The organism is Mucilaginibacter sp. (genome assembly GCF_028288225.1).
Classification (GTDB): domain Bacteria; phylum Bacteroidota; class Bacteroidia; order Sphingobacteriales; family Sphingobacteriaceae; genus Mucilaginibacter.
The window spans coordinates 1-22904 of the sequence record NZ_JAQBOC010000012.1; the positions used below are offsets into that span (position 1 = coordinate 1).

Sequence of the window (22904 nt, forward strand, 5' to 3'; positions counted from 1 at the left end):
AACCAAGCCGTCCCCAAATGATCATCTCAAAAATACATCGCTAATAAAAAAGCGATCAAGTAAAAATCCGTCTTACTTGATCGCTTAGTTGCTCCCCGATTAAAGTGTCACTTTTTCAGTGCCCTCTTGTTATGACTTTGGGCTTTTTGTTTGGCTTGCAGGAAATAGTTTTCCGATTCACAGGTGCACTTCCGCCCTGCCAATTTCAGCTTCCATCCTATCAATTTTCCCTGCTAAGCGCTTCAATCTTTGCAATTCTGTTCATGGTTAATTGGTTCTTCCGGATCTGGCCTGTTGACCTTTTGTTGATGATCTTACAGGCTGATGCATTATTAGTTTATTGATCAGATCCTCTACTATTTTGTAATCGGTCTTTTCAACAAGATAGGCCTGCCCTGTCCCATTATCATCCCAGGTATTGCTGCCATCTGCGGCAACTACGATCTTTCCTTTGTGCAGATCATATAACGGATTATAGCCCCTTATCGCTACCAATACAGCAGTTTCATCCCAACTGCATCGCCCTAAGGAATCTTCTGCGGCTTTTGGGATTGAGATGCGGAATGCATCTTTTACCGGGGAGTTTTGAATTGCCTTGTTATGGATCAGGGGTAGGCCTGCTTTAATTCTTACGCCTATTTCAAACCCGCTGAATATTATAGGCGGATCCCAGTTTTCATATACATTTTTTGATGCCGGTGCGTCCTTCATCACATTAAATTCAGACCCTGCCGGAAATTTACCAGCCATGCATACTAATAGTTTCACTTTTTTTTTAATAAGAGCCTTGCCGGTAAGTGATGAATATTCATCGGCCCCGGTGTTTAACAAATTGGAAAGGTTAGTTAAAAAACCTACTGTAACAATGGTTACGCTATGGTCGGGCTGTGATGCTAAGATCTTGCGGTAAAGCTTTACAGCATCGTATGCTTCGGCGTTTGTTTTAATTTTATGTGGATATTTAACCAGTAGTGTATCTGTCCAATGCTGCCAGTCGCGAAGGTTTAAGGCAGTTCCTTTCGGTATACCTACAGGGATCCCGAGTCTGTTAAAATAGGTATTAAACACATTTAAAACGCCGGCAACACCTTCATAATTGGTACTGGCCATAGTTGCCAGTATTTTGGCTTCACCTTTATCAGCCAGGGTGTGTAAAATGGCTATCGCACCAACATCGTCGTAATCGGGGCCCATATCACTATCAAAAATAATATTGACCCGGTTAACCGGACTCCTGGAAAAAGCACCTATCGCGCAGCAAATAACGAAAATGAAAATTATGCTTTTATAGCTCATGTTTTAGTTGATTGGGTTGATTAAGTTAGATTGAGTTGATTAGGTTTGTATTTCCAGCTCTAAACCATCATAAAAATAGGCATTTACTTTTACTCATGTAACATTTTCAGCAATTCCGTATCTTAAACAAAATCATAAACCATAGCATCCTTTTATATGTTAAGCATCCGCAACATTGTTAAGCAATACGCCGGTCACCGGGCGTTGAGTGATGTAAGCCTTGAAGTTAAAAGCGGGCAGATCTTTGGCCTTTTAGGGCCAAACGGCGCCGGCAAAACTTCGTTGATTCGTATCATTAATCAGATTACCGCGCCAGACAACGGCGAAGTTTATTTTAATGGCGAGAAACTCAATCAATCGCATATCGACCGGATCGGTTACCTACCGGAAGAACGCGGCCTCTACAAAAAAATGGAGATCGGCGAGCAGATGATCTACCTGGCCCGGTTAAAAGGTCTAAGTAGAGATGAGGCACGTAATAGATTAAAAATATGGTTCGAAAAACTGGGCATGGAAACCTGGTGGAAAATGAAAATAGAAGAACTTTCAAAAGGGATGCAACAAAAGGCACAGTTTGTGGCTACTGTATTGCACGAGCCCGATCTGATCATTTTAGATGAACCCTTCAGCGGTTTCGACCCGGTAAATGCCGAAGTAATTAAGGATGAGATCCTGGAGCTTAACCGTAAAGGAGCCACCATTTTATTTTCAACCCACCGGATGGAATCAGTTGAGGAGTTGTGCGATTCAATCGCGCTGATCCATAAATCGCATAAAATATTGGATGGAACAGTAAAAAACATCCGCAACTCCTACCGTAATGCAACCTATCTGGTTGAATACAATGGCGGCCAATTAGCATTTGACGGCACACAGCCTTTTGATGTGATTGAAGAGAAAACAGGGAGCGACAATGACCATACCATTAAAATAAAGCTTAATGGCACCAATAATTCAAACGATGTTCTGCAATATCTTATCCCTAAAACACGCATCAACATGCTGCAGGAAGTAGTACCGAGCATGAACGAAATTTTTATTGAACAAGTAAATTTAATCCGCTAAACCATGAACAAAGTTTTACTCATAATACAACGCGAATACTTTACCCGGGTAAGGAAAAAATCATTTATCATCATGATATTCGTGGTTCCTCTTTTAATTTTAGCAATGGGCGGCGTAATAGCTTTAGTTGCTAAAAACAGTAATGAATTAAGCGATAAACAGGTTGTTAAAGTGATTGACGAAAGCGGTCTGTTTGCCGGAAAATTCAAGGATCAGAAAAACCTGAAATTTGAAACCACAAAACAATCATTAGCCGACCTGAAGGCTGACCTGAAAAAAGATGAGAATCTTTCTGCGCTTCAAGTCCCCGCCGACTATACTAAAAAAGATGCGATAAACATCTTCTCAAAAAAGAAACCGGGCATCACACTTACTGAAAAAATAGAAGGCCAGATGAATGATATTGCCTTAAACAACGGCATGCTCAAAAATCATATCGATACCGCTTTATTACATTCTATAAAAAGCAACTTATCACTAAATACCGTAGAAATAACCGAAACCGGGGACAACAAAACTAGCCTGGGGGCAAATATTGCGGTGGGTATAGCCTGTGCTATTTTAATCTATTTAGCGCTGTTTATTTATGGCGCCCAGGTTATGCGCGGGGTTATTGAAGAAAAAACCAGCAGGATAATTGAGGTGATCATTTCATCGGTTAAGCCATTTCAATTAATGCTTGGCAAGATAATTGGCGTAGGCTTGGTGGGGTTAACGCAGTTTAGCGCCTGGATCATCTTATCAATTATATCAACCAAAATTTTAGGGCATTCGTTATCATCCTCACCAGGCGGTATAATGAGTTCCCTGGCTGTTTTGCAAACTATTCCTTTTGGCAAAGTTTTAGGCTGTTTTGTATTTTATTTTCTTGCGGGTTACCTGCTTTACAGCGCTTTGTTTGCGGCAGTAGGTTCGGCAGTTGATAGTGAAACTGAAACACAGCAGTTTATGTTTCCTATTACCATGCCCTTGTTATTTACATATTTGTTGTCTGTAAGTATTTTATTCCGGGCCCCGGATAGTCCATTGGCTGTGTGGCTTTCTATAATCCCTTTTACCTCGCCGGTAGCTATGATGCTGCGTATGCCATTTGGCGTTCCTGATTGGCAGCTATACCTATCGATGGCATTATTAATAATTGGCTTTTTGTTTACCACTTATGTAGCGGCACGTATTTACCGCGTTGGTATTTTAATGTACGGCAAAAAGGCAAGTTATAAGGAACTGGTAAAATGGTTTTTTTATAAAGAGTAGCTTAATCCAATAAAAAGAAATATTAATCCTTTAAATTTTAAACAATTTAAGGGATTATTTATTTTAGATGCATGAATAAACCCGTGGCAGTAATGGACCTTGGCACTAATACCTTTCACCTGTTGATAGTTGAAGGTAATGGTGCCGGATATAGTGAAATAGTTCATGAACAGGATGCCGTTAAGCTAGGCGAGGGTGGCATAAACAAAGGCTTTATACACCCTGCCGCATTTGTACGTGGCATTAAAAGCATGCAGCGATATCACCAGCTTATTTTAGAGAATAATGTTCAGCAGGTTAGGGCCATTGCAACATCAGCATTGCGAAATGCTGCAAACGGACAGGATTTTATTGACCAGGTTAAAGCACAAACAAGTATAGTTATTGAAATTATTGATGGGGATGCCGAAGCAGCATATATTTATAAAGGTGTAAAGGCATCCGGAAGCTTGTCCGGGCATAACAGCCTGGTAGTGGATATAGGCGGCGGAAGTGTTGAGTTTATTATTTGCGATAACAAGCAGGTAAAATGGAAACAAAGCTTTGAGATTGGCGCAGCCCGCCTTATGGATAACTTCCACCGCACCGACCCAATCCCTCCCGAATCAATTACTGCATTAAACCTTTACCTGCAGGATAGCCTGACGGATCTTTTTGTTGCTGCATCAACTTATAAAATTGAAAATATCATTGGCTCATCAGGTGTATTTGAAAGTTATGCCGGGCTTATTGAAGCAAGCAAAGGACATTCATTCGATCTAAAAAAAACAAAACATTATGATTTTGAAAAGGATGAACTTTTAGCTGCGATCGAAAGCCTCATTCTTTCATCGCATCAGCAGCGTGTAGGCAATAAAGGCATTATCCCGGTTAGGGTTGATATGATTGTAACCGCCTCCATACTAACCCGGTTTATTATAGATAAATTGGGGATTGATAACGTAGTGATGTCAACAAATTCATTAAAGGAAGGGGTTTTGGCGGAGATGATGGGAGATTAGCCTACTGACCCTCCTATCAATACACAGGTTGAAAACCCAATTGCTAAAACCAGCACGGCACTCAATAGCCACATCCAGCTTCTTTTACCCAATGCCATCCCTAAACAATATATAACATGGACAAGCAGTATGAATGCGTCTAAAATAAAGCTTGCATCCCTCGTTGTTAGCTTGAGTAACAAAGTGTAAAAGACCAGCACTAGCAAGTTAATGCCAACAATTGTAATTCCCCCAATTGGCTTCGTTCCTTTAATAAATGGATTCTTTTCTTCTTTTGGCGTGTTTTCTCCGGATTCTTCCATCATACTATAATTTCGTTTCGTAATTGGTTTAAGTACTCAATTTTATCATCCCGGTAAAAAATATTCATGGTTTCAAACGGGATGATCTGCAGGTCCTTATTCACAATATGTACGCATGATTTTTTTATTGCTCTTACATCAAAATTTTGCGCGTCAATAAACTGCATAATTATCACCCTGAAAAGATTATCGTAGCTTAAATTGGGTGCATCAATATCAGGCAAGCAGCACATAATCGATTTTAAGTGTTCCCCGGCTTTATCAACTGAATTACCGGTGCTGAACATGTTAAGCAGGTGCATTTTCAACTTTTCATCCTGCTCATAAACAATAGTGTTTTTTGAATTGTCGAGCAGGTCATCCGGATTTATCATCCGGGTAAGGGGGAAAACCTGGCCACCCAGTTTTAAAGCGTAACCCATTACCAAAGCATCCGGATTACATGGAACAGGGATCAGATCATTCTTGTTAAAAATATTTGTTTGCTCCAATATAGCCGAACGCACTTCTGTTAAAGTATAACGGTCTGTTGACGGATTAAAATTATCCAGCCTCCCGGCCTGTTGTGTTGGTTGGAAAGTTACCCCTCTTACGCATGGCTGTAGCAGGGCATATTCAATAATTTTACCAATCTCATCGGTATTTAGCCCCTTTTGTAAAGTGACAACAAGCGTGGTTGAAAGGTTATATTTATTAAGGTTTTCCAAAGCCTTACGCCGCACCTCTCTTAAATCCTCGCCACGTAATTGCTCTAAGGCTTCCTTTTTAAAAGAATCAAATTGCAAGTAAATTTCAAAATCGGGCGTATAGGTAGCAAGTCGCTGCACAAAAGCTTCGTCTTTGGCTATCCTTATGCCATTCGTGTTAAGCACCAGGTGCTTAATAGGCTTTGTTTTGGCAATATCAAGGATCTCAAAAAATTGGGGGTGAACAGTGGGTTCTCCCCCGCTAATTTGTACCACATCCGGCTGACCCTCATTCTCAACTATTACATCCAGCATCTGCTCTATCTCAACCAGTGTACGGTGCCGGCCATACGTTGGCGATGACATGGCATAACAGGTTGGACAGCTTAAATTACACCTATCGGTAACCTCAACAACAGTGAGGCATGAGTGCTGCTCATGATCCTGGCATAAACCACAATCATATGGGCAGCCAAAATGTGTTTTAGAATTAAACTTAAGCGGCATTTCACTGCGCTTTGCATAATTGCGGCAGTTTTTATAATATTCAATATCGGTAGCTATTAAAACCTTTTCAAAACCGTGATGCCTGCAGTTTTTTAGCATGTAAACTTTATCGTCCTCAAAAACTATCTTGGCATCAACCCTTCTTAAGCAGGTTGAACAGATACTCAACGTAAAATCATAATAAATATACGGGCGCTCAGGCATAGGATTTTATCAGTTTTGAAGGATAAACAAATACTTTATAATAATACAACATCCCGGCAATACAAACCAATTGAATTGCAGATAAACCAAAACTAAAAAAGTAATCGGGCTTGATAAACTCAATCGCAAAACGGAATATAAGGTATGAGGAAAGAAAAATTTTAAACTTAGCGCCATCAGCAAACCTGCGATTTCTTTCTGCTGTTTTTAATAGGAGCCATAGTATTATCCAAAATATAATCTCGTACAAATTAGTAGGATGACGGCGAATCCCATCGCCAAAATCAATGGCCCAGGGTAATTTTGACGCCACGCCGTAAGTACCATCTTCCAGTCCGGCTAAAAAACAACCTATGCGGCCAATAATCATCGCTAATATCAATGGATAAACCATCAGATCTCCTGATGATACAGTTACACCAATTTTCTTTTTGGTAAGCTCCACTCCTATTAATCCGCCCAGCATCCCGCCAACAATAGTTTTATTACCCATTAAATAGGTAAGGTTAAAATGCGGCAATAACGTGGGGTTTTCAAATATGCCAACCAGGTGTGAGCCCAACAATGCACCGATGGCAGCACCGATAAATATGATCAGCCTGTTCTCTGAACTGATCTGGTCTTTATTATGCTTTCTTAAATAAGTATAGTACCTGTAACCAACAAAATATGCCAGCGTTTCACAAATAAAATGAACAGGCAAAAATGATTTGCCCAAAGGAATATTGACGGGGAAGTGCACCGATTCTTTTTTTTAGAAATATAGCGAGCTTTTATTACAGTTAAAACCTTTATCATTTTAAAAGCAAAATAATATTTCTCCGCATCATTTGTATATTGCAGCATATAACTGACCCATCTCATGAAATTGAAATTTATCGGCACTGCCATTCTTTTACTATTGGTAATTTCCTCACAGGCGCAAAGAAGACGCCGGGCAAATAACACTAACGATACCATAAAATCAAACTACCAGCCGGCTGAATTGTTCTCACCGCTTTTTTACAGCGAAAAGGGTAACGAAATTCATGCTGCCAATGGCGAACCGGGACTTAAATACTGGCAAAATCATGTGAATTATAATATTGATGCCCTAATTGATACCACGGCCAAAACCCTAACCGCTACCGAAAAGATAACCTATACCAATAACAGCCCCGATGCATTACAATTCCTGTGGCTGCAAATGGACCAAAACACCTATAAAAAAACTGCGCGTTCAAATTTTGTAACCGGTTTTACACCGGGACCCAATCAGCATACTGACGGTTACCAGATAGAGTCCATCACCATTACTAACAGTGCGATAAGCACAAAGGCAGATTTTGTAGTTAATGATACCCGGCTACAGATCCGCCTGCCAAAGGCACTTGCTCCAAATGGCGCTGCTATAAACATTACTATAAAATACAAATATGTTATTCCCGGCAATTTCGGGAACAGAACAGATTACGTTGATACCAAAAACGGGAAGATCTATGAAATAGCCCAATGGTTCCCGCGGATGTGTGTTTATGACGATACCCGCGGATGGGATACCCTGCCATTTTTAGGTAGCGGTGAGTTTTATTTAGAATACGGAGATATAGATTATAAAGTCACTCTTCCTGCTGATATGATAGTTGCAGGTTCCGGAGAGCTATTAAACCCTAAGGAAGTGCTTACGGCCCAACAGAATAGCAGACTGGATGCTGCACGTAACAGCGATAAAACAATAATGATCAGGGATGTGAATGAGGTAACCAATCCTTCATCACGTCCAACCGGTAAAGCCAACCTTACCTGGCACTTTAAAATGCTGAATACCCGTGATGTTGCTTTCGGTGCGTCAAAAGCTTATGTATGGGATGCCGCAAGGGTTAATTTGCCGGGTGGTAAAAAGTCTCTGGCTATGTCTGTTTACCCGGTTGAAAGTGCTGGCCTTGCAGCATGGGGAAGAGCAACCGAATACCTTAAAAAATCCATAGAGTATTTTTCTGAAAAATGGTTTGTTTACCCCTATCCCTGCGCAGTTAACGAAGCCGGGATAGCAGGTGGTATGGAATACCCTGGGATTGTATTTGACGGCATTACCGATAAAGGCAAGGAACTGTATTGGGTAACAGCACACGAGATTGGTCACAATTGGTTCCCGATGATAGTAGGCAGTGACGAGCGCCGCTTTGGCTGGATGGATGAAGGCTTTAATACCTTTATTGACATCTATGCATCGGATGAATTTAACCATGGTGAATATGCACCTAAACGTGATGGTGAGTATGCACCGGGTGGAGGCAATCCCGCGGATGAAATCATCCCCATTATCCAGGATCCAAACGCACCTTCAATTATGACGGCAGCCGATGCAATCCCCGAAAAATACCGGCACCCGCTAACCTATTTTAAACCGGCATTTGGTTTGGTGCTGCTGCGTGAGCAAATTTTGGGGCACAACAGGTTTGATTATGCTTTTAAAAACTACATTGCCAAATGGGCATATAAACATCCGCAGCCTGACGATTTTTTCAGGACGATGGAGAATGGCGCCGGCGAAGACCTTTCCTGGTTCTGGAAGAGCTGGTTCTATAACAATTGGCCGCTTGACATTGCCTTGATAGATGCAAAGTATGCCGACAAAGACCCGAAAAAAGGAATCCAAATAACCGTTGCCAATAAGGAACAAATGGCCATGCCGTTTACTGTAGAGGTTAAACTAAAGGATGGCACAAAACAACGCACCTATTTCCCGGTAGAAACATGGCTGCAAAACCGGGCTATAACTTTTACCATCCCTACGAGTACCGAAGTTGAAAGTGTAACCGTTGATCCTGACAATGCGTTGCCGGATGTTAACAGGAAGAACAATACATTAAACGTAAAATAGAAATATGTGCAGAGACGCGATGCTTCGCATCTAAATGCGGCATTTATTCACGCAATAACTTATTCAGAGACGCCCCGAGTTGTCGGGGCGTCTCTACAATTTCATCAATTCTCTATACAATTTCTCAGTAGGCAATCCAACCACGTTGGTATAAGAGCCGTTTATCCTTTCAATACCAATTAAACCAATGCGCTCCTGTATGCCGTATGAACCCGCTTTATCAAAAGGCTGGCATTTGTTTACATAGGCAGTAATCTCATTATCAGAAAGCTTACTGAAATAAACTTCCGATACATCATAAAAGCTATGGTACCGGTGTTTATATAACAAGCATACACCGGTTATAACCCTATGCATTCTGCCTGATAGCAATTGCAGCATTTCAATAGCATGGGCAGCATTTTCGGGTTTACCTAATATCTGATCGTCAATACAAACTATCGTATCGGCTGTTAGCACAATTTCGTCATTTACCGTTTCATCAAATGCTTTTGCTTTTTTTGTGGCGATATAAACCGCAACTTCTTCAGGCGTTAAATTTTCCGGATATGACTCATCGACCTCTTTCAGCACTATACGAAAATCTATATCCATCAGCGTTAACAGTTCCTGGCGGCGTGGGGATTTGGATGCGAGAATGATTTTGTAGTTCATTATTTGGCTGATAGTCCATAGACCATAGTCTATGGTAATTATTGGTTTAATGCTTACTCTGAATTGGCTATGGTCTATGGACCATCAACCATGGACTTCCTCCTCTACCAGCTATACGCAACTTCTGTCATCCACTTATCTTGTATTTTAAGCACTTTTTCAATTACATCGCGGGCGCATCCTTTACCGCCGCTAATTGGCGAAACATATTTGCTTATGGCTTTTATTTCTTCAACAGCATCCGCGGGGCAAACCGGCAGGCCTACGTATTTCATTACTTCAAGGTCGGGAATATCATCGCCCATGTACAATACATTTTCGGGACTAATGCTTTTTTCTTCAAGGTAGATCTTGAGCTTGGTAATTTTTGTATGGATCCCCATATATACATCCTTAATACCCAAACTGTTTAAACGGTGCACTGCACTTTTTGAGCGGCTTCCCGAAACGGAGCAAACATTGTAACCGCATTTAACAGCAAGTTGCAATGCATAACCATCCTTTATATTAAAGGCCCGGCTTTGCAGCCCTTCGTCGGATACAAAAACAGATCCATCGGTTAATACACCGTCTACATCAAAAACAAAAGTTGTTATTTCTTTAAGCTTATTTAAAAATGATTCCACTTGTATATTGCTATTTTTTATTAAAACTATCTGGCAGACAAACTTAACAATGTTATTTAATCCGTAGAAGGTTAATCAATAAAGTAATACAACTTAAAGTTTTTTTCCTTTTCCTGAAATTATAATTCAACAAAAAAACTCTAATCTCATTCTAATATTATTTGGATAATTAAACAAAATTCAAACCGTTTGATAGAATCTTTTAGCATAGAATTTAATTCAAAATATTAATACCCCTATTTCCCGTGCTTAAAAATTTCTTTTTAACAAGAAAAAAATAGCTATAGCTCATTTTTTCAAGGTAAAAAGTCGTGTTCTATCCTATTACAGTTGATAGTTATGACCGGGTGCCACAAATCCTATAAAAATGAAATTGTGCCATCGCAGCCCTCCCTGCCTTCAACAGGAATAAGTACTGATATTCATTAATATTTAAATAAAATATTAACACAATCAATAAGGCTAAATTTTCTGCAGCCTTTAAGGAGGCAATATGTTTTTATAACTAAAATTAAACTCAAAATTTGCATCTTTGCAATAAACTTACACCCCTAATTATCAGTGTTTAATAATACCATGCGAACCGCCCCGCAAAAAATTTCCAGCTATTTTTTTAAGCTAAGAAATCCATGTTTTGTGTTATTATTAATTATGGCGGGCTGCCACAAACCACATAAGAATGAAATTGTGCCATCGCAACCACCATCGCAACCGTCGCAACCATCCCTAACCCCGGCAGCAATAAGTTCTGATATTCTTATTTATGGGGCTACATCTTCAGGGATTATTGCCGCTGTTGAAGCAGCAAAATCGGGTAAAAATGTAATTTTAATCTCAACAGATCAATATATTGGAGGGATGACAAGCGGCGGGCTTTCAAAGGCTGATATTATAGCACCCAGCGTTGGTGGATTAGCCAAAGAATTTTTTTTAAAAGTTGCCGCAGTATATTCAGAACCTGTACCTTCCTATACCTATGAGCCTAAAGTAGCATTACAAGTTTTTAGTGAATATTTAAACTCTTATCCTAATATTAAAGTATATTACAGTGAACGATTAGACTTGGAAAAGGGCGTAAATAAAAACGCTGTGAGTAAAAAGATATTTTACTTACAAATGGAGTCGGGAGAAATATTCGCTGCACAAGAATACATTGACGCATCATACGAAGGTGACCTGTTAGCTAAGGCTGGCGTTTCGTATACTGTCGGTCGTGAGGCTAATAGTAAATATTCTGAGAGTAAGAATGGTGTTCAGCCTGCAATGACCTTTCCGGTAAAGGTTAGCCCCTATTTAATAGACAATGACCCGCAAAGCGGTTTAATACCAAGAATAAATGCTTTGCAAGCCACTGAACCGGGAAGTTCAGATAACCTGATAATGGCTTATAATTATAGAATTTGCCTCACCAACGATCCTAATAATATAATACCTATTACTAAACCGGCTGACCTGAACATGAATGACTATGAGATTATGTTCAGAATGATCAAACAAAAATACAAGGTATTTTTAGGGTGGCATTGGACAAAAAACAACAAACTTGATGTAAACAGCGCCGACTATTTTTCTACTGACTATGTTGGAATGAATTCATCCTATCCGGAAGGGAATTACACTAAAAGAGATTCGATTAAAAAGAAGATTGAAAATTACGAAAGAGGATTGATCTGGCTAATCCAAAACGATCCCCGCATTCCACTTCCAATTCAAAAATTTTACAAAACATTTGGACTGCCCAAAGACGAGTTTATACAAAACAATGGCTGGCCCACTCAATTATATGTAAGAGAAGGGCGAAGAATGATCTCTGATTATGTTATAACCGATAATTATATTTTAAATAAGGGACAGGTAAATGACCCAATTGGGTTAGGATCTTATCCTATTGACTCACATTTAGCCCAATACAGGATAAACGCATCCGGTTTTATTGAAGGCGAAGGGCAAATGTACCTTGATGCTAACCGGGGCTATGGCATTAGTTACAGGGCGTTGGTCCCTAAACAATCTGAATGTACTAACCTTGCAGTTTCTGTATGTGTATCAGCATCCCATTCTGCATTTTGCTCTCTTAGAACTGAGCCTACCTATATGATAATGGGCCAGTCAGCAGCAGCAGCTGCTGTTTTAGCTATCAATGATAGCTGCGATATACAAAGCGTAAATTATAGTAAGTTAAGAAAACAGCTAATTAATGATCATCAGTTCATTGTCACTCAATAATATAAAAGCCTTAGCTTTTTCTTATTGGTTATCCCGCCACTCATAAACCCACGCAGACTGGATCTGCTCCAGGTGCCCTTCGTTTGACTCTTCGCGTTTACCAGCAAAATTAGGGAGCGTTAGCACCCATTCTAAAAGGTCAGTAAAACGGATCCGGTATATTTTTGATTCTCCAAAATCATCACCAAATTTCTCATAAAGCTCTATTGCAATATCTTCATGATCGTTCCAGTGAATGGGTAGGCTGAACTTGTCGTCTGTCATTTGTTGAATATTAAAACTTATTTAGTTTAATTCGGTGTAATTTTTCCTATCAGTGTAATCTCCCAATAATCGGTGTAATCCCGGTTAATGGCCTAAGAATTGGTTTTGATCAGGCATTGTTATTTCAATATCACCGTCAATTACAACACACTGGCAACCCAAACGCGAGTTAATTCGCGGATTAACTGCCCTGTCGATAAAATCCTCTTCCTTATCAGAAATTTCCTGGATATTATCCATTCCTCTGTTTACGTATACCTGGCAAGTGCTGCATCCGCATACTCCACCGCAATTATGCTGAAGCTCAATGCCATTTTCCAGGCAAATGTCTAATACAGATTCACCTTCAGCGATGGGTAGTTCAACACTCTCCATACCCTTTTCCTCAAAGCTTATCTTAACTTTAAAAATGTTCATTTCAGCAAAAGTAACAAAATTACCCGTGCCCGTGCCCGGCATTGTTGTTTTTGATAATCTCCTGACTTAATAAGCTGTAAATCGCTTTTAAATCCGGTTCATTATTAAGCATTTGCAGGTGCGCTGCCATTGTATTTTCATCGTTACGGACGGCCGGTCCGGTTTGTACCTCTGCAGGCAGGTGAGTTTGCACCTTTTGAGCAGTTTCTAAAATTAATGGGCGAAGCATTTCGAAACCCATATCATGTTCTGCCAATAGTTGTTGTGCAATGTTGTAAAGGTAATTAGGGAAGTTACAGGCAAAAACAGCGGCAAGGTGCAATATTTTACGCTGTTCTGAATTTACCCTGTAAACATTATTACTTACGGTTTGAGCAAGCTCAACAAGCTGCCTGGTTATATTATCATCTGCCCCCTCTATACAAAGGGGTACAGTAAAAAAATCCACTTCTTTATTTTTACTCAAGGTTTGCAGCGGATAAAAAACACCGGCATTGTTGGTAAAAGCTGATATTGCCTGTAGATCAGTTGCACCCGATGTATGTACAATTAATTTTCCATGTTTGGTTAGTGCTTCTGCAATAGATTTAATAACATCGTCTTTAACCGAAATAATAAAAATGTCAGTTTCGGGATTTATCTGATCTAAATCATCAATGGCTTCCGCACCTACGTGATACGCCAATAGCGATGCATTATGCATGTCCCTGCTATAAACCTGCGCTATGCGGTGTCCTGCATTTTTAAAAGCTGCTGCAAGGTGCGTAGCCACATTTCCTGAACCTATTATTGTGATGCGCATAGTTATATTACTTTAAGCATGATAATAACACAAATATTTCCTCTATTTTAGTTTTCAAAAAAAAGCTTGATCTCCTCTTATCATACAGGGCATGAAATTACTTAAAGTCATCTTTACTACCATCTTATTTTTAGCGGTCATTGCAAGTATTTACTTAGTGATTATATACAAGGGTAGCGACAAAGAAAAAAAGGTGCTGACTGATGCTGATAGAAAAGGCACACCCGGCCAATATGTTAAACTAAGTCAGGGAGTTACACATTATCAGATAGAAGGGCCTGACACCGGTAAAGTAGTAATATTGGTACATGGTTTTAGTGTGCCTTATTTTATTTGGGATGGCACTTATGAATACCTGGTTAAACAAGGTTTCAGGGTTTTACGATATGATCAGTTTGGCCGCGGATATTCTGACAGGCCTGATGTAGTTTATAACGAAGACCTGTATCTGACTCAACTATTCGATCTTATCAAACAACTCCACTTAAAGGTCCCTGTTGATTTAGCAGGGGTATCGCATGGAGGAAAAGTTGTTACCAGTTTTACCTGCAAACACCCCGAACTGGTCAATAAAGTAATATTAATTGATCCGGCTTACCCATCTGAGGCCCCTTCTGCACCAAAACTCTATACGGATTATTATGAAGCTACCCATGGCGATGAACGCGCCACCGGGCAATTAGCTGATTTTAAATACCCGGCTAGGCATCCGGAATGGGTTAATAAATATCGCCCCCAAATGCAGTATAAAGGCTTCAGGAATGCATTGATCTCAACCATGTACAATTATAATTACAATGGCAGGGCAGCTAATACTTGCCTCAACAGCACACACAAACAGGTATTGCTGATATGGGGTAAAGAAGACCATACCGTGCCATTTGCCTTTAGTGATTCTATCCGAAGTGTATTAAAAGTTGATTTCTTCCCCGTGGATGATGCCGGGCATTTGCCATATATTGAACAGGCCGATAAGGTTAATACTAAGATTGCGGAGTTTTTGAAGAAATAGGAGATTTTTTACACCCTTTCCATTTCGGCCCAGCATATTGGCACAGGCAGTTCTGTTTTGCTAAACTCAATATGCACCACTCTCCGTTTTTTATTTACAGTAGTACGGTTTGACGCATGCAGCAACAAAGGGCGCATTATCATAACACCGCCTGCATTTACTTTACAGGTAGTTTCGGTTTCATTTTCCCAATCCAGGCTGTCCACCCGGCAAATGTTTTTAAGATGAGAGCCGGGGATCACTTTCAAGGCGCCGTTACCTGCATCAGTATCGTCAAGGTGAATCCTGATCGTGAAATTATCCTGTAATATTTCAATGGGAGGCTGTACAGCAAACTGGTTCAGTTTTATAGTCCAGGAGCCATATCCTAAAAGTTCAATTTTTCTGTCTACTGAAATAGTAAGATCCTGGTGCCAGGCTACAAACCAGTTTGATTTTTCGGGTTTATCAAAATAGATGGATTTAACAACGAAATATTGTTCTCCAAATAAATTGCGGATCACCTATCTTAATTTATCATTAAAGATTAGTTTCTTAACTTCCGGCACGCCTTTTAAAAACTGCCTGATTGCAAAAAGGTCATCCGTTTTACGAAAAGTTGGATCTGATTGAACACTACTGTTAATTGCGTTAATAATTTCATCTATTTCATCAGCATTGTAAATATCTTCTAAAATGGCAAATCCATTTAATTCAATACTTTCATGGTGATTTAATAAATGCTCCATTTAACAATTGTTAAACAGTCTTCAATTCCTTATTTCTCCTGGAAATTGATAGTAAAAAACCGATGATCATGATAATAGTTCCTGACCAAAGGAAATTGATATAAGGAAAATCAAGAGCGCGCATCACTATCCATGGCCTTTTGTTTTGCGGCTGCTGGTAAACAATTATCTCCACTTTGTTTTTATCAGGAAGGATCTTTGACAGGCGCAGTTTTAAACCTGCGTCTTCAACCTTGCGGGCAAAGTCAAGCACTGTTTTATTCTTTATCATGTAAACCGGCTCAGCTTCATAGGTTTTATTGTGCGACACAACTTCAAGCTTTGCCCCAATGGCCACATCATCACCGGTAAGCGGGATATTTTGTACCTGAACTTCCTTATTTAATGCTTTTAATATGATATATCCATCTTTGTATGGGATAGTATCGCCAACAGCAATTTCATGCGGAATTGGCTCATCATAGTTTTTATCATCATTTTCTTCCCCATGTGCTGCACCATCACTTGAAACAGGTTTCTCGCTAACGGGAGGTAAAGCTGTTATGTGCGTATACAGATCATGAAACAGATAATGTTTTGTATCTGGCGATGGTGTTAGCCCCATTTGCGGATTGATCTGCACATTGGGCCTTAATATAAACTCCTCTGCTATTTTACCCGCGGCATCATAACGTTTATAATTTACCTTGTAATAATGATTAGGTTCTGCTGTTGAATCGCCTAAATAAGTTACAGTATATGGCCCCATTTTAATAGGCTCATTTTTGTAGATCATCACATTTTCCTTAGCATCGCCACCCACTTTGGAGTCAGCAGCTGCCTGATCAAATCCTTTTATGTTAATAAACCCCGATTCATTTTTAGAAACAACTTTTCTTGTGCCAGCAGCTATAATAGCCCCTATCAGCATCAAAGCAAAACCTATATGTGCTACTGCAGATCCGGCAAGCTTAAATTTGCCCTTCAACGCATCGGCCAATACTTTTGCATTTGCCAAAACAGAATAGATTGAACCCAACATCACCAGCATAAATACAAAGTGTAATTTGTATAAACCGCTTGCATAAGCCACAAGGGCTGTGATCAGCGCTGCAAAAACCAGGTATAGCAATGTGGTAATAAAAAACCTTGTAACATCGGTTTTCTTATACTTTAAAAACTGAGTAAAACCTGTTAATATGGCAATAACCATTGCAAACGAAGCCTGTATAACGTTATAGTGCCCTACCAAGTCGGTTGGGGGGGCTATCTTTGTACCAAACATGGCATTCCATACAGGGATAGACGTTACCAATACCAGGTGAAAGCAGGATAAACCAAGGAAAACAGCTCCTACAAACATCCAGAACTCACGGGAATAGGTTTCTTCATCTTTTTTGGTGATAGGCATTTCTTTCCATCTGGACACCAAAAGCCATATTGAAAGCGCCAGGAACACTAAAATAAAAGAAACCAGCTGCCAAAACATCCCCAGGTCAGTAAATGAGTGTACAGATGTATCGCCAAGGATCCCGCTTCTTGCAAGGAATGAAGAATACAAAACCATGATAAAGCTTAAAAGGATCAGCAAAGTAGCAGTGAAATAAGAGTGTCCCGTATTTTTAAATACGATCATCACATGCAGGCCTCCTAATAGGGTTAACCACGGGAAGATTGATGCATTTTCAACTGCATCCCATGCCCAAAAGCCACCGAAATTAAGTGATTCATAAGCCCATAATGAACCCATTATTACACCAATGCCTAATATCATGGCGGCAAAAAGAGCGTATGAAATTGCGGGCGCTATCCATTCCTTATAGCGCTTTTGCCATAAGCCGGCAATTGCATAAGCAAATGGAACCACTACCGATGCCAAACCCAAAAACAAAGTTGGCGGATGGATTACCATCCAGTAGTTCTGCAGCAAAGGGTTCATTCCCTGTCCGTCTTTTATAAACGACAGGTAATCTGGTCGTGAAAAAATTGGGCCTTCAACAGCATTTCTTAGTAACAGGAATGGAGAGCTGCCTATTCTTGCACCAAAAAACTCGATACCTAATATCATAGATGCAAGGAAAAGCTGGGAGAAAGATACAACAGTCATTACCGGTCTTTCCCATGATTTAGCCCGCCAGATAAGTATATTACCTAAAACAGCCTGCCAAAACGTCCATAGCAAAAAGCCACCTTCCTGCCCGTTCCAAAAACCCGAAACTATGTAGTAAACAGGCAATGAACGCGAGGTATAGGCCCAGGCATAATGATATTCAAAATAGTGGTTGTAAATAACATAAAAAAGCACTACGCCAACCCCTAAAATGGAAAGCGAATTGGCATAAAATGAAATGCGGGCCATACGCAGCCATGAGCTATCCAGCTTGTTGGTACTGGTGGTAGCAAAGTAATAGCTTATGGTTGATAGTAATGCCGCGCCGAATGATAGAATAACAAATACCTGGCCTAAATGACCAGGTAAAAGGTGTTCGCCTTTAAAAGCTGTATCCATTAAATGATTTTATATTTCGGCCGTTTTAGCTTTGGCCTCTGTAACTTCTATTTTATCCTGTGTGTACTTTGACGGGCATTTCGTCAGGATAGTTGATGCATGAAATTCTTTGCCCGTCATGCGGCCTGTAAGTACAATTTGTTCCGATTTTTCAAAGTCCTGCGGCTTTGTACCGGTATATATTACCTTACATTCTTCACCTTTGTTGTCTTTCACAAAAAAGGTGAAGTAATTGGCATCCTTGGTAGCATCGTAATGCAGTTCTTTACTTTTATCTAAATGGCCAACTATGTGCAATTCGTCTGTTGTCTTTTTAGCATCGCTAAAAGAGCCATAAGTACTTGAGCTGGAGTATGTAGTAATGATAATTGCTATCGCGATAGCAATTACCATCAAACCAAATATTGAACTTTTTTTCATTAACGGTTTATTTCCTGTATTTCGAATTACAAAAATACAAAACGTTAATGTAATAATGTTTATTACAAGAGATTAATGCTATTTAGAATCATTCTTGATTTCGAAATTCGGATGTTCGATGTCGGATTTGTTTGAATTTAAGCTATTCCCCTCACAAAAAAAGTCCTCCACTAAAATTGATGAGGACTTTAAATTTTTTAATTCCGAAATCAAACATCCGAAATCCGAAATATATTTATGGCCAAATACCCAAGTTTTGGTATGATACGGCTATTTTATTGATAGCGCCTACCATAGCTGCACTGCGCAGGGTATCAATTTTAGGGTGGTTTTTATAAGTTTCTCTTATCTCGTGATATGAACGGATCATGGTATCTTCCAAACCCGAGTTTACTAATTCCAGCTCTGAAGCTCCTTTTATAATGGTTGAGCGCTGCATTGTTGTTAAAGCAACCCCTGTTATGCCTTCAACCATGTTTACCAGGTTAAGATTTGAGTTTTCTTCAAAACGCCTGTTCATACGGCCAAAAGCTACATGCGACAGGTTTTTAAGCCACTCAAAGTATGATACGGTTACACCACCAGCGTTGGCATACATGTCAGGGATGATCATACCACCATTACTGTAAAAAATAGCTTCTGCCTCGGGTGAGGTTGGGCCGTTTGCACCTTCGGCAATTATTTTTGCCTTTATGTTTTTAACATTAGCAAGAGTGATCTGGCTTTCTAAAGCCGCCGGAACCAAAATATCGCAGGGCTGTTCAAGGCCTTCCATTGAGTTTTTGAATTCCTGTTTTGCACCTGCATAGCCTAAGATAGAGCCGGTTGCTTTGCGGTGTTGAAACACAGCATCAACATCCAGTCCGTCGGCATTATAAATAGCACCTTCAAACTCGCACAAACCAACAACAAGGGCACCAAACTCTGCCAAAAACTTAGCTGAATGATAGCCCACATTACCTAATCCCTGTACAATTACCTTTTTACCTGAAATTCCCGGCAACAGGCCTATTTTTTGCATATCCTCGCCAACGCTTACGCACTCGCGGATAGCAATGGCAACTCCCCTTCCGGTTGCTTCTTTACGGCCGGCAATACCGTGTAATGCAATTGGCTTACCGGTAACAGCGCCCATTGCATCCAGCTGACCGGGGTTCATGGTTGCATAAGTGTCAGCTATCCAGCTCATTTCGCGCTCGCCAGATCCATAGTCAGGTGCAGGTACGTCAATGCTGGGGCCTATAAAATTTTTCTTGATTAGCTCAACAGTATAGCGGCGGGTAATATTTTCAAGTTCGGTTAAGCTGTAATTTTTAGGATTGATCTTTATACCGCCTTTAGCACCGCCAAAGGGAACATTTACAATCGCGCATTTATAGGTCATTAGCGCTGCAAGTGCCATCACCTCATCCTCATTAACCATTTCGCTGTAACGGATCCCGCCTTTTGTTGGCGACTGGTGCTGCGAGTGTTCAACGCGCCATGCATCTATCACTTCAAATCCATTATCCCTGCGGATAGGAAAACGGAAACGGTAAACACTGTTGCATGATTTTATCTGGTCTAACAAACCAGCATCGTGGTGGGTAAATTGGGCTGCATAATCAAAGTTTTTACATACGTCACCAAAAAAGTGGGTATCCTGATCAGCGGCCGGGTTAGTAGTAGCCATAAATTTTATTTGATAATTATTAAATCGTTAAAAAAGTGCACAAATTTGATACATTTTTTATCAATATCGCAAATTTATTATCGTCGGTTTAGGCCGGCATCTATAATATTACATTAAAATGCAACTTTAAACGGAATAGGCCAATTTTTTAAACTACTTTTCTTTTTCTATTTTTTTTAATCTCCTGTCAATAGAGAATAAATAAATGGCCAAACCCAAAAAAATCAGCACAATTGTAACAATCACCACATATATTTTGCCCGAGCTTCTCATAGCATCAGCCATTTCAACGCCTTGTGTTTGTTGTGCAAATGCACCAATATAGCCTAACAGCAAAAATGCTAAAACCAATATTTTCTTCATGTTAACTTATTTCGTTCTTTTTGTATTCAATTAAACGGATCCGATAGCGGAGAGATGCTATCCAGATAGCTATTAAACTCCAGGCAATAAAGGCAGGATATAATACTACACGCATACGGTTGTCCATATCAAGCTTGCCAAATGCGGGGTTACCGCCGTTGCCCGGGTGTAAGGAGTCTGTCATACGCGGCAATACCATTATCAGCACAACCATTATGGGGAATGCGAAAATATTATATATGGCAGATATCTTTGCCCGTTTTTGCTCCTCATCAATTGAGTTCCGCAATACAGCATAGGCGCAGTACAATAAAAATGCTATGGCCGCACTGTTTTGCTTTGGATCATTGCTCCAGAATGAACCCCAGGTATATTGAGCCCATATCATACCTGTTACAAGCCCCAAAACATAAAAAAAAGTGCCGGTATTAACACATTCAACAGCAATCAGATCATATTCTTCCTTGCCTGTGTTCAAATAACGGATACTGTATATAACCGATATGGTAAAAACGGTGAACATGGCTATCCACATGGGTACATGGAAATAAGTGTTCCGGATAGTTTCGTGCATAATGGGCAACCTTGGCACACCCATTAAAAAGCCTGCAATTAAGGTGTAAAGAATGATCAATACTGCCAATACTTTCCACCAGGTCTGATATATAAATTTCATATTATTTATGCGGGCAAAGGTAGTGTTTTTTGGTTGATTGGGTTGATTAAGTTAGATTGAGTTGATTAAGTTTTTTTGTAATAGATTCAGCCTTGCGAGGTTTTAAAACTGCGAATGGCTTTTCGGTTCATCTTTTAAACCTAATCAACTCAATCTAACTTAATCAACTTACTTAACTTCCCCATCACTTCACATCCGGCACATAATCAACCGGCAGCAGATTTGAAAGCCTTGATTTTGCCCATGCCCCTTCAAGCAGCGGCGGCTGGCTAACAATAATGCCATTCATATCAAACAAAGCAAAATTGGGTTCAAATAATGTAAGAATGCTGGTTTCATAGTTTGGCATATCCAAAGGGCGGTACAAGTCTTTATTATATACTTCATCCCTTTTTTTGGTATACACAACATACAGGTAATTAGGAAAATGTATAGCATAGATCCCCTGTTGGTCAGTACTGCTTAATACCTCATATGGTAAAACCGGGATCTTGTTTATTGTTTCTTTATAATATTTTGAAAGCGTGGCCAGGCTATTCCAATAGTTTAAGGAATCACCCATTCTCATGTCGTAAAACATTTTAGCTTTCCGTTTTATTACATCTTCGGGTGGTCTGTTGGGGTTTAGCTGACGGTTTAAATGATACATAACAAAACCATCTTCATTTAATTTATTAGTATATAACGACCGGAAAAAATGCATGGCAGAGCCATAGTAGGCTTCCTCCCGTTTTGCGTGCCATTTCTTTTTTTGCGCTGCATTGCCCGGCAATTCCTCAAACAGCCGTTCACCGCCGTAAGCAACAATATTTGACAACCTATCTTCTATAAAATCTTTAAGCAAAAATTTCACCCTGTAACCCAGCGCTTTATTTTCAACCACTAAAAATTCATCGGCGTTTGCTTCAAGGGTTTGTTTTGTACGATTGAATTGCAGGTTAAGCACATGCGGGTTTACAACTACGCAATTTTTCGCATTTTCATCAACACCTATAAAACTCTTCCTGAATGCTTCATAGTTTTTTTTCCAGTCGGCGGCTGATATTATCGTCACTTCCTTGAGCATCAACGGCTTTGGGGCTAACTGGATATCAATTTTTAAAGGTTCGCGGCCTACAAGTATGCTTTTTGAATAATCTTCATACCCTAATATGGTAACTGTTAAGGTGTATTGACCGGGCCTGATGCCGTTAAGGGTATATTTGCCGTCTTCGAAAGTTGCCGAACCAACAGATGAATTACTTAAAAATACACTTGCCCTTGGCAATGGGCTTTTTGTTTCAGCATTGGTTACAACCCCGGTAATAATTCCGCTTTGGGCAAAGGTTATTATCGGAAACAGCAGACAAAGCAGGATGAACCAGGGGAATCGCATCGG

The 22904-nt window shown here is 40.0% G+C and carries 23 protein-coding genes; 6 read left to right on the forward strand and 17 right to left on the reverse strand.

The annotated features are described in order from the left end of the window. Nucleotides 1-267: 267 nt before the first annotated feature. Nucleotides 268-1296, reverse strand: a complete 1029-nt coding sequence (locus tag JWQ54_RS02975) for a nucleoside hydrolase (protein WP_299579965.1) — start codon at nt 1294-1296, stop codon at nt 268-270. Between the two features lie 156 nt (nt 1297-1452). On the opposite strand from JWQ54_RS02975, the gene JWQ54_RS02980 reads away from it, so the two are divergent. The 3 genes from JWQ54_RS02980 (at nt 1453) to JWQ54_RS02990 (ending at nt 4616) form a co-directional block, all read left to right on the forward strand. Continuing rightward, nucleotides 1453-2361, forward strand: a complete 909-nt coding sequence (locus tag JWQ54_RS02980) for an ABC transporter ATP-binding protein (protein WP_299579967.1) — start codon at nt 1453-1455, stop codon at nt 2359-2361. 3 nt (nt 2362-2364) lie between these two features. Beyond that, on the forward strand, nt 2365-3615 hold the full coding sequence (locus tag JWQ54_RS02985; RefSeq protein WP_299579970.1) for an ABC transporter permease: 1251 nt from the start codon (nt 2365-2367) through the stop codon (nt 3613-3615). Nucleotides 3616-3686: 71 nt separating this feature from the next. Next, nucleotides 3687-4616, forward strand: coding sequence for an exopolyphosphatase (locus JWQ54_RS02990; protein ID WP_299579973.1), 930 nt, complete (start codon nt 3687-3689; stop codon nt 4614-4616). Here JWQ54_RS02990 and JWQ54_RS02995 read toward each other — a convergent pair. Genes JWQ54_RS02995 through JWQ54_RS03005 form a run of 3 tightly spaced genes read right to left on the reverse strand, consistent with a single transcriptional unit; the run spans nt 4613 to nt 7057 of the window. Next, entirely contained in the window at nt 4613-4921 is a 309-nt protein-coding gene (locus JWQ54_RS02995) for a hypothetical protein (protein WP_299579976.1), read from the reverse strand. The two genes, JWQ54_RS02990 and JWQ54_RS02995, sit on opposite strands and share 4 nt — an antisense overlap. Next, nucleotides 4918-6315 (reverse strand): radical SAM protein, encoded by a 1398-nt coding sequence (locus JWQ54_RS03000; RefSeq protein WP_299579979.1) that lies wholly within the window; start codon nt 6313-6315, stop codon nt 4918-4920. The genes JWQ54_RS02995 and JWQ54_RS03000 overlap by 4 nt, the downstream gene beginning before the upstream one ends. Then, the gene (locus tag JWQ54_RS03005) at nt 6308-7057 is read right to left on the reverse strand and encodes a prolipoprotein diacylglyceryl transferase (protein WP_299579982.1); all 750 of its coding nucleotides are present in this window, start codon (nt 7055-7057) and stop codon (nt 6308-6310) included. The genes JWQ54_RS03000 and JWQ54_RS03005 overlap by 8 nt, the downstream gene beginning before the upstream one ends. Before the next feature lie 120 nt (nt 7058-7177). Here JWQ54_RS03005 and JWQ54_RS03010 point away from each other — a divergent pair, with 120 nt between their 5' ends. Then, a complete protein-coding gene (locus JWQ54_RS03010) occupies nt 7178-9178 on the forward strand; it encodes a M1 family metallopeptidase (protein WP_299579985.1) in 2001 nt (666 codons plus the stop codon). 93 nt (nt 9179-9271) lie between these two features. On the opposite strand, the gene JWQ54_RS03015 is transcribed toward JWQ54_RS03010, so the two are convergent. Together JWQ54_RS03015 and JWQ54_RS03020 are read right to left on the reverse strand one after the other, a co-directional pair. Further along, nucleotides 9272-9832, reverse strand: a complete 561-nt coding sequence (locus JWQ54_RS03015; RefSeq protein WP_299579988.1) for a Maf family nucleotide pyrophosphatase — start codon at nt 9830-9832, stop codon at nt 9272-9274. Nucleotides 9833-9936: 104 nt separating this feature from the next. Further along, nucleotides 9937-10458: an HAD family hydrolase gene (locus JWQ54_RS03020; RefSeq protein WP_299579991.1), complete on the reverse strand. Its 522-nt coding sequence runs from the start codon at nt 10456-10458 to the stop codon at nt 9937-9939. 636 nt (nt 10459-11094) lie between these two features. Here JWQ54_RS03020 and JWQ54_RS03025 point away from each other — a divergent pair. Then, nucleotides 11095-12684, forward strand: coding sequence for an FAD-dependent oxidoreductase (locus tag JWQ54_RS03025; protein WP_299579994.1), 1590 nt, complete (start codon nt 11095-11097; stop codon nt 12682-12684). A 21-nt stretch (nt 12685-12705) separates the two neighbouring features. Here JWQ54_RS03025 and iscX read toward each other — a convergent pair whose 3' ends face one another. The 3 genes from iscX to JWQ54_RS03040 all read right to left on the reverse strand — a co-directional run bounded on the left by iscX (nt 12706) and on the right by JWQ54_RS03040 (nt 14167). Next, nucleotides 12706-12948: a Fe-S cluster assembly protein IscX gene (gene iscX, locus JWQ54_RS03030; protein ID WP_299579997.1), complete on the reverse strand. Its 243-nt coding sequence runs from the start codon at nt 12946-12948 to the stop codon at nt 12706-12708. A gap of 84 nt (nt 12949-13032) precedes the next feature. Then, entirely contained in the window at nt 13033-13365 is a 333-nt protein-coding gene (locus JWQ54_RS03035) for a 2Fe-2S iron-sulfur cluster-binding protein (RefSeq protein ID WP_299580000.1), read from the reverse strand. Nucleotides 13366-13384: 19 nt separating this feature from the next. Beyond that, nucleotides 13385-14167 carry a Rossmann-like and DUF2520 domain-containing protein gene (locus JWQ54_RS03040; protein ID WP_299580003.1) on the reverse strand — a complete coding sequence of 261 codons (783 nt, stop codon included), beginning with the start codon at nt 14165-14167 and terminating at the stop codon, nt 13385-13387. 91 nt (nt 14168-14258) lie between these two features. Between JWQ54_RS03040 and JWQ54_RS03045 the strand changes: the two genes are divergently transcribed. Next, complete coding sequence (locus JWQ54_RS03045) at nt 14259-15179, forward strand: alpha/beta hydrolase (RefSeq protein WP_299580006.1); 921 nt, start codon at nt 14259-14261, stop codon at nt 15177-15179. An 8-nt stretch (nt 15180-15187) separates the two neighbouring features. Here the strand turns inward: JWQ54_RS03045 and JWQ54_RS03050 are convergent, their stop codons facing one another. From JWQ54_RS03050 to JWQ54_RS03085, 8 genes are all read right to left on the reverse strand, one after another. Then, nucleotides 15188-15682, reverse strand: a complete 495-nt coding sequence (locus tag JWQ54_RS03050; protein ID WP_299580010.1) for a phytanoyl-CoA dioxygenase family protein — start codon at nt 15680-15682, stop codon at nt 15188-15190. After that, on the reverse strand, nt 15683-15907 hold the full coding sequence (locus JWQ54_RS03055; protein ID WP_299580014.1) for a hypothetical protein: 225 nt from the start codon (nt 15905-15907) through the stop codon (nt 15683-15685). A 10-nt stretch (nt 15908-15917) separates the two neighbouring features. Next, nucleotides 15918-18395, reverse strand: a complete 2478-nt coding sequence (gene ccsA / locus JWQ54_RS03060; protein ID WP_299580016.1) for a cytochrome c biogenesis protein CcsA — start codon at nt 18393-18395, stop codon at nt 15918-15920. A 9-nt stretch (nt 18396-18404) separates the two neighbouring features. Continuing rightward, on the reverse strand, nt 18405-18815 hold the full coding sequence (locus JWQ54_RS03065) for a cytochrome c maturation protein CcmE (RefSeq protein WP_299580019.1): 411 nt from the start codon (nt 18813-18815) through the stop codon (nt 18405-18407). 235 nt (nt 18816-19050) lie between these two features. Next, a complete protein-coding gene (locus tag JWQ54_RS03070) occupies nt 19051-20487 on the reverse strand; it encodes a Glu/Leu/Phe/Val dehydrogenase (protein ID WP_299580022.1) in 1437 nt (478 codons plus the stop codon). A 153-nt stretch (nt 20488-20640) separates the two neighbouring features. Beyond that, the gene (locus JWQ54_RS03075; RefSeq protein WP_299580025.1) at nt 20641-20850 is read right to left on the reverse strand and encodes a CcmD family protein; all 210 of its coding nucleotides are present in this window, start codon (nt 20848-20850) and stop codon (nt 20641-20643) included. 1 nt (nt 20851) lies between these two features. Then, nucleotides 20852-21526 (reverse strand): cytochrome c biogenesis protein CcsA, encoded by a 675-nt coding sequence (gene ccsA / locus JWQ54_RS03080; protein WP_299580029.1) that lies wholly within the window; start codon nt 21524-21526, stop codon nt 20852-20854. A gap of 184 nt (nt 21527-21710) precedes the next feature. After that, complete coding sequence (locus JWQ54_RS03085; RefSeq protein ID WP_299580034.1) at nt 21711-22901, reverse strand: carboxypeptidase-like regulatory domain-containing protein; 1191 nt, start codon at nt 22899-22901, stop codon at nt 21711-21713. Nucleotides 22902-22904: the final 3 nt, after the last annotated feature.

What these genes read in the sequence shown, in the direction of transcription:
- JWQ54_RS02975 (WP_299579965.1), bottom strand. Translation starts at nt 1,296, where the DNA reads ATGAGCTATAAAAGCATAATTTTCATTTTCGTTATTTGCTGCGCGATA.
- JWQ54_RS02980 (WP_299579967.1), top strand. Translation starts at nt 1,453, where the DNA reads ATGTTAAGCATCCGCAACATTGTTAAGCAATACGCCGGTCACCGGGCG.
- JWQ54_RS02985 (WP_299579970.1), top strand. Translation starts at nt 2,365, where the DNA reads ATGAACAAAGTTTTACTCATAATACAACGCGAATACTTTACCCGGGTA.
- JWQ54_RS02990 (WP_299579973.1), top strand. Translation starts at nt 3,687, where the DNA reads ATGAATAAACCCGTGGCAGTAATGGACCTTGGCACTAATACCTTTCAC.
- JWQ54_RS02995 (WP_299579976.1), bottom strand. Translation starts at nt 4,921, where the DNA reads ATGATGGAAGAATCCGGAGAAAACACGCCAAAAGAAGAAAAGAATCCA.
- JWQ54_RS03000 (WP_299579979.1), bottom strand. Translation starts at nt 6,315, where the DNA reads ATGCCTGAGCGCCCGTATATTTATTATGATTTTACGTTGAGTATCTGT.
- JWQ54_RS03010 (WP_299579985.1), top strand. Translation starts at nt 7,178, where the DNA reads ATGAAATTGAAATTTATCGGCACTGCCATTCTTTTACTATTGGTAATT.
- JWQ54_RS03015 (WP_299579988.1), bottom strand. Translation starts at nt 9,832, where the DNA reads ATGAACTACAAAATCATTCTCGCATCCAAATCCCCACGCCGCCAGGAA.
- iscX (WP_299579997.1), bottom strand. Translation starts at nt 12,948, where the DNA reads ATGACAGACGACAAGTTCAGCCTACCCATTCACTGGAACGATCATGAA.
- JWQ54_RS03035 (WP_299580000.1), bottom strand. Translation starts at nt 13,365, where the DNA reads ATGAACATTTTTAAAGTTAAGATAAGCTTTGAGGAAAAGGGTATGGAG.
- JWQ54_RS03040 (WP_299580003.1), bottom strand. Translation starts at nt 14,167, where the DNA reads ATGCGCATCACAATAATAGGTTCAGGAAATGTGGCTACGCACCTTGCA.
- JWQ54_RS03045 (WP_299580006.1), top strand. Translation starts at nt 14,259, where the DNA reads ATGAAATTACTTAAAGTCATCTTTACTACCATCTTATTTTTAGCGGTC.
- JWQ54_RS03055 (WP_299580014.1), bottom strand. Translation starts at nt 15,907, where the DNA reads ATGGAGCATTTATTAAATCACCATGAAAGTATTGAATTAAATGGATTT.
- ccsA (WP_299580016.1), bottom strand. Translation starts at nt 18,395, where the DNA reads ATGGATACAGCTTTTAAAGGCGAACACCTTTTACCTGGTCATTTAGGC.
- JWQ54_RS03065 (WP_299580019.1), bottom strand. Translation starts at nt 18,815, where the DNA reads ATGAAAAAAAGTTCAATATTTGGTTTGATGGTAATTGCTATCGCGATA.
- JWQ54_RS03070 (WP_299580022.1), bottom strand. Translation starts at nt 20,487, where the DNA reads ATGGCTACTACTAACCCGGCCGCTGATCAGGATACCCACTTTTTTGGT.
- JWQ54_RS03075 (WP_299580025.1), bottom strand. Translation starts at nt 20,850, where the DNA reads ATGAAGAAAATATTGGTTTTAGCATTTTTGCTGTTAGGCTATATTGGT.
- ccsA (WP_299580029.1), bottom strand. Translation starts at nt 21,526, where the DNA reads ATGAAATTTATATATCAGACCTGGTGGAAAGTATTGGCAGTATTGATC.
- JWQ54_RS03085 (WP_299580034.1), bottom strand. Translation starts at nt 22,901, where the DNA reads ATGCGATTCCCCTGGTTCATCCTGCTTTGTCTGCTGTTTCCGATAATA.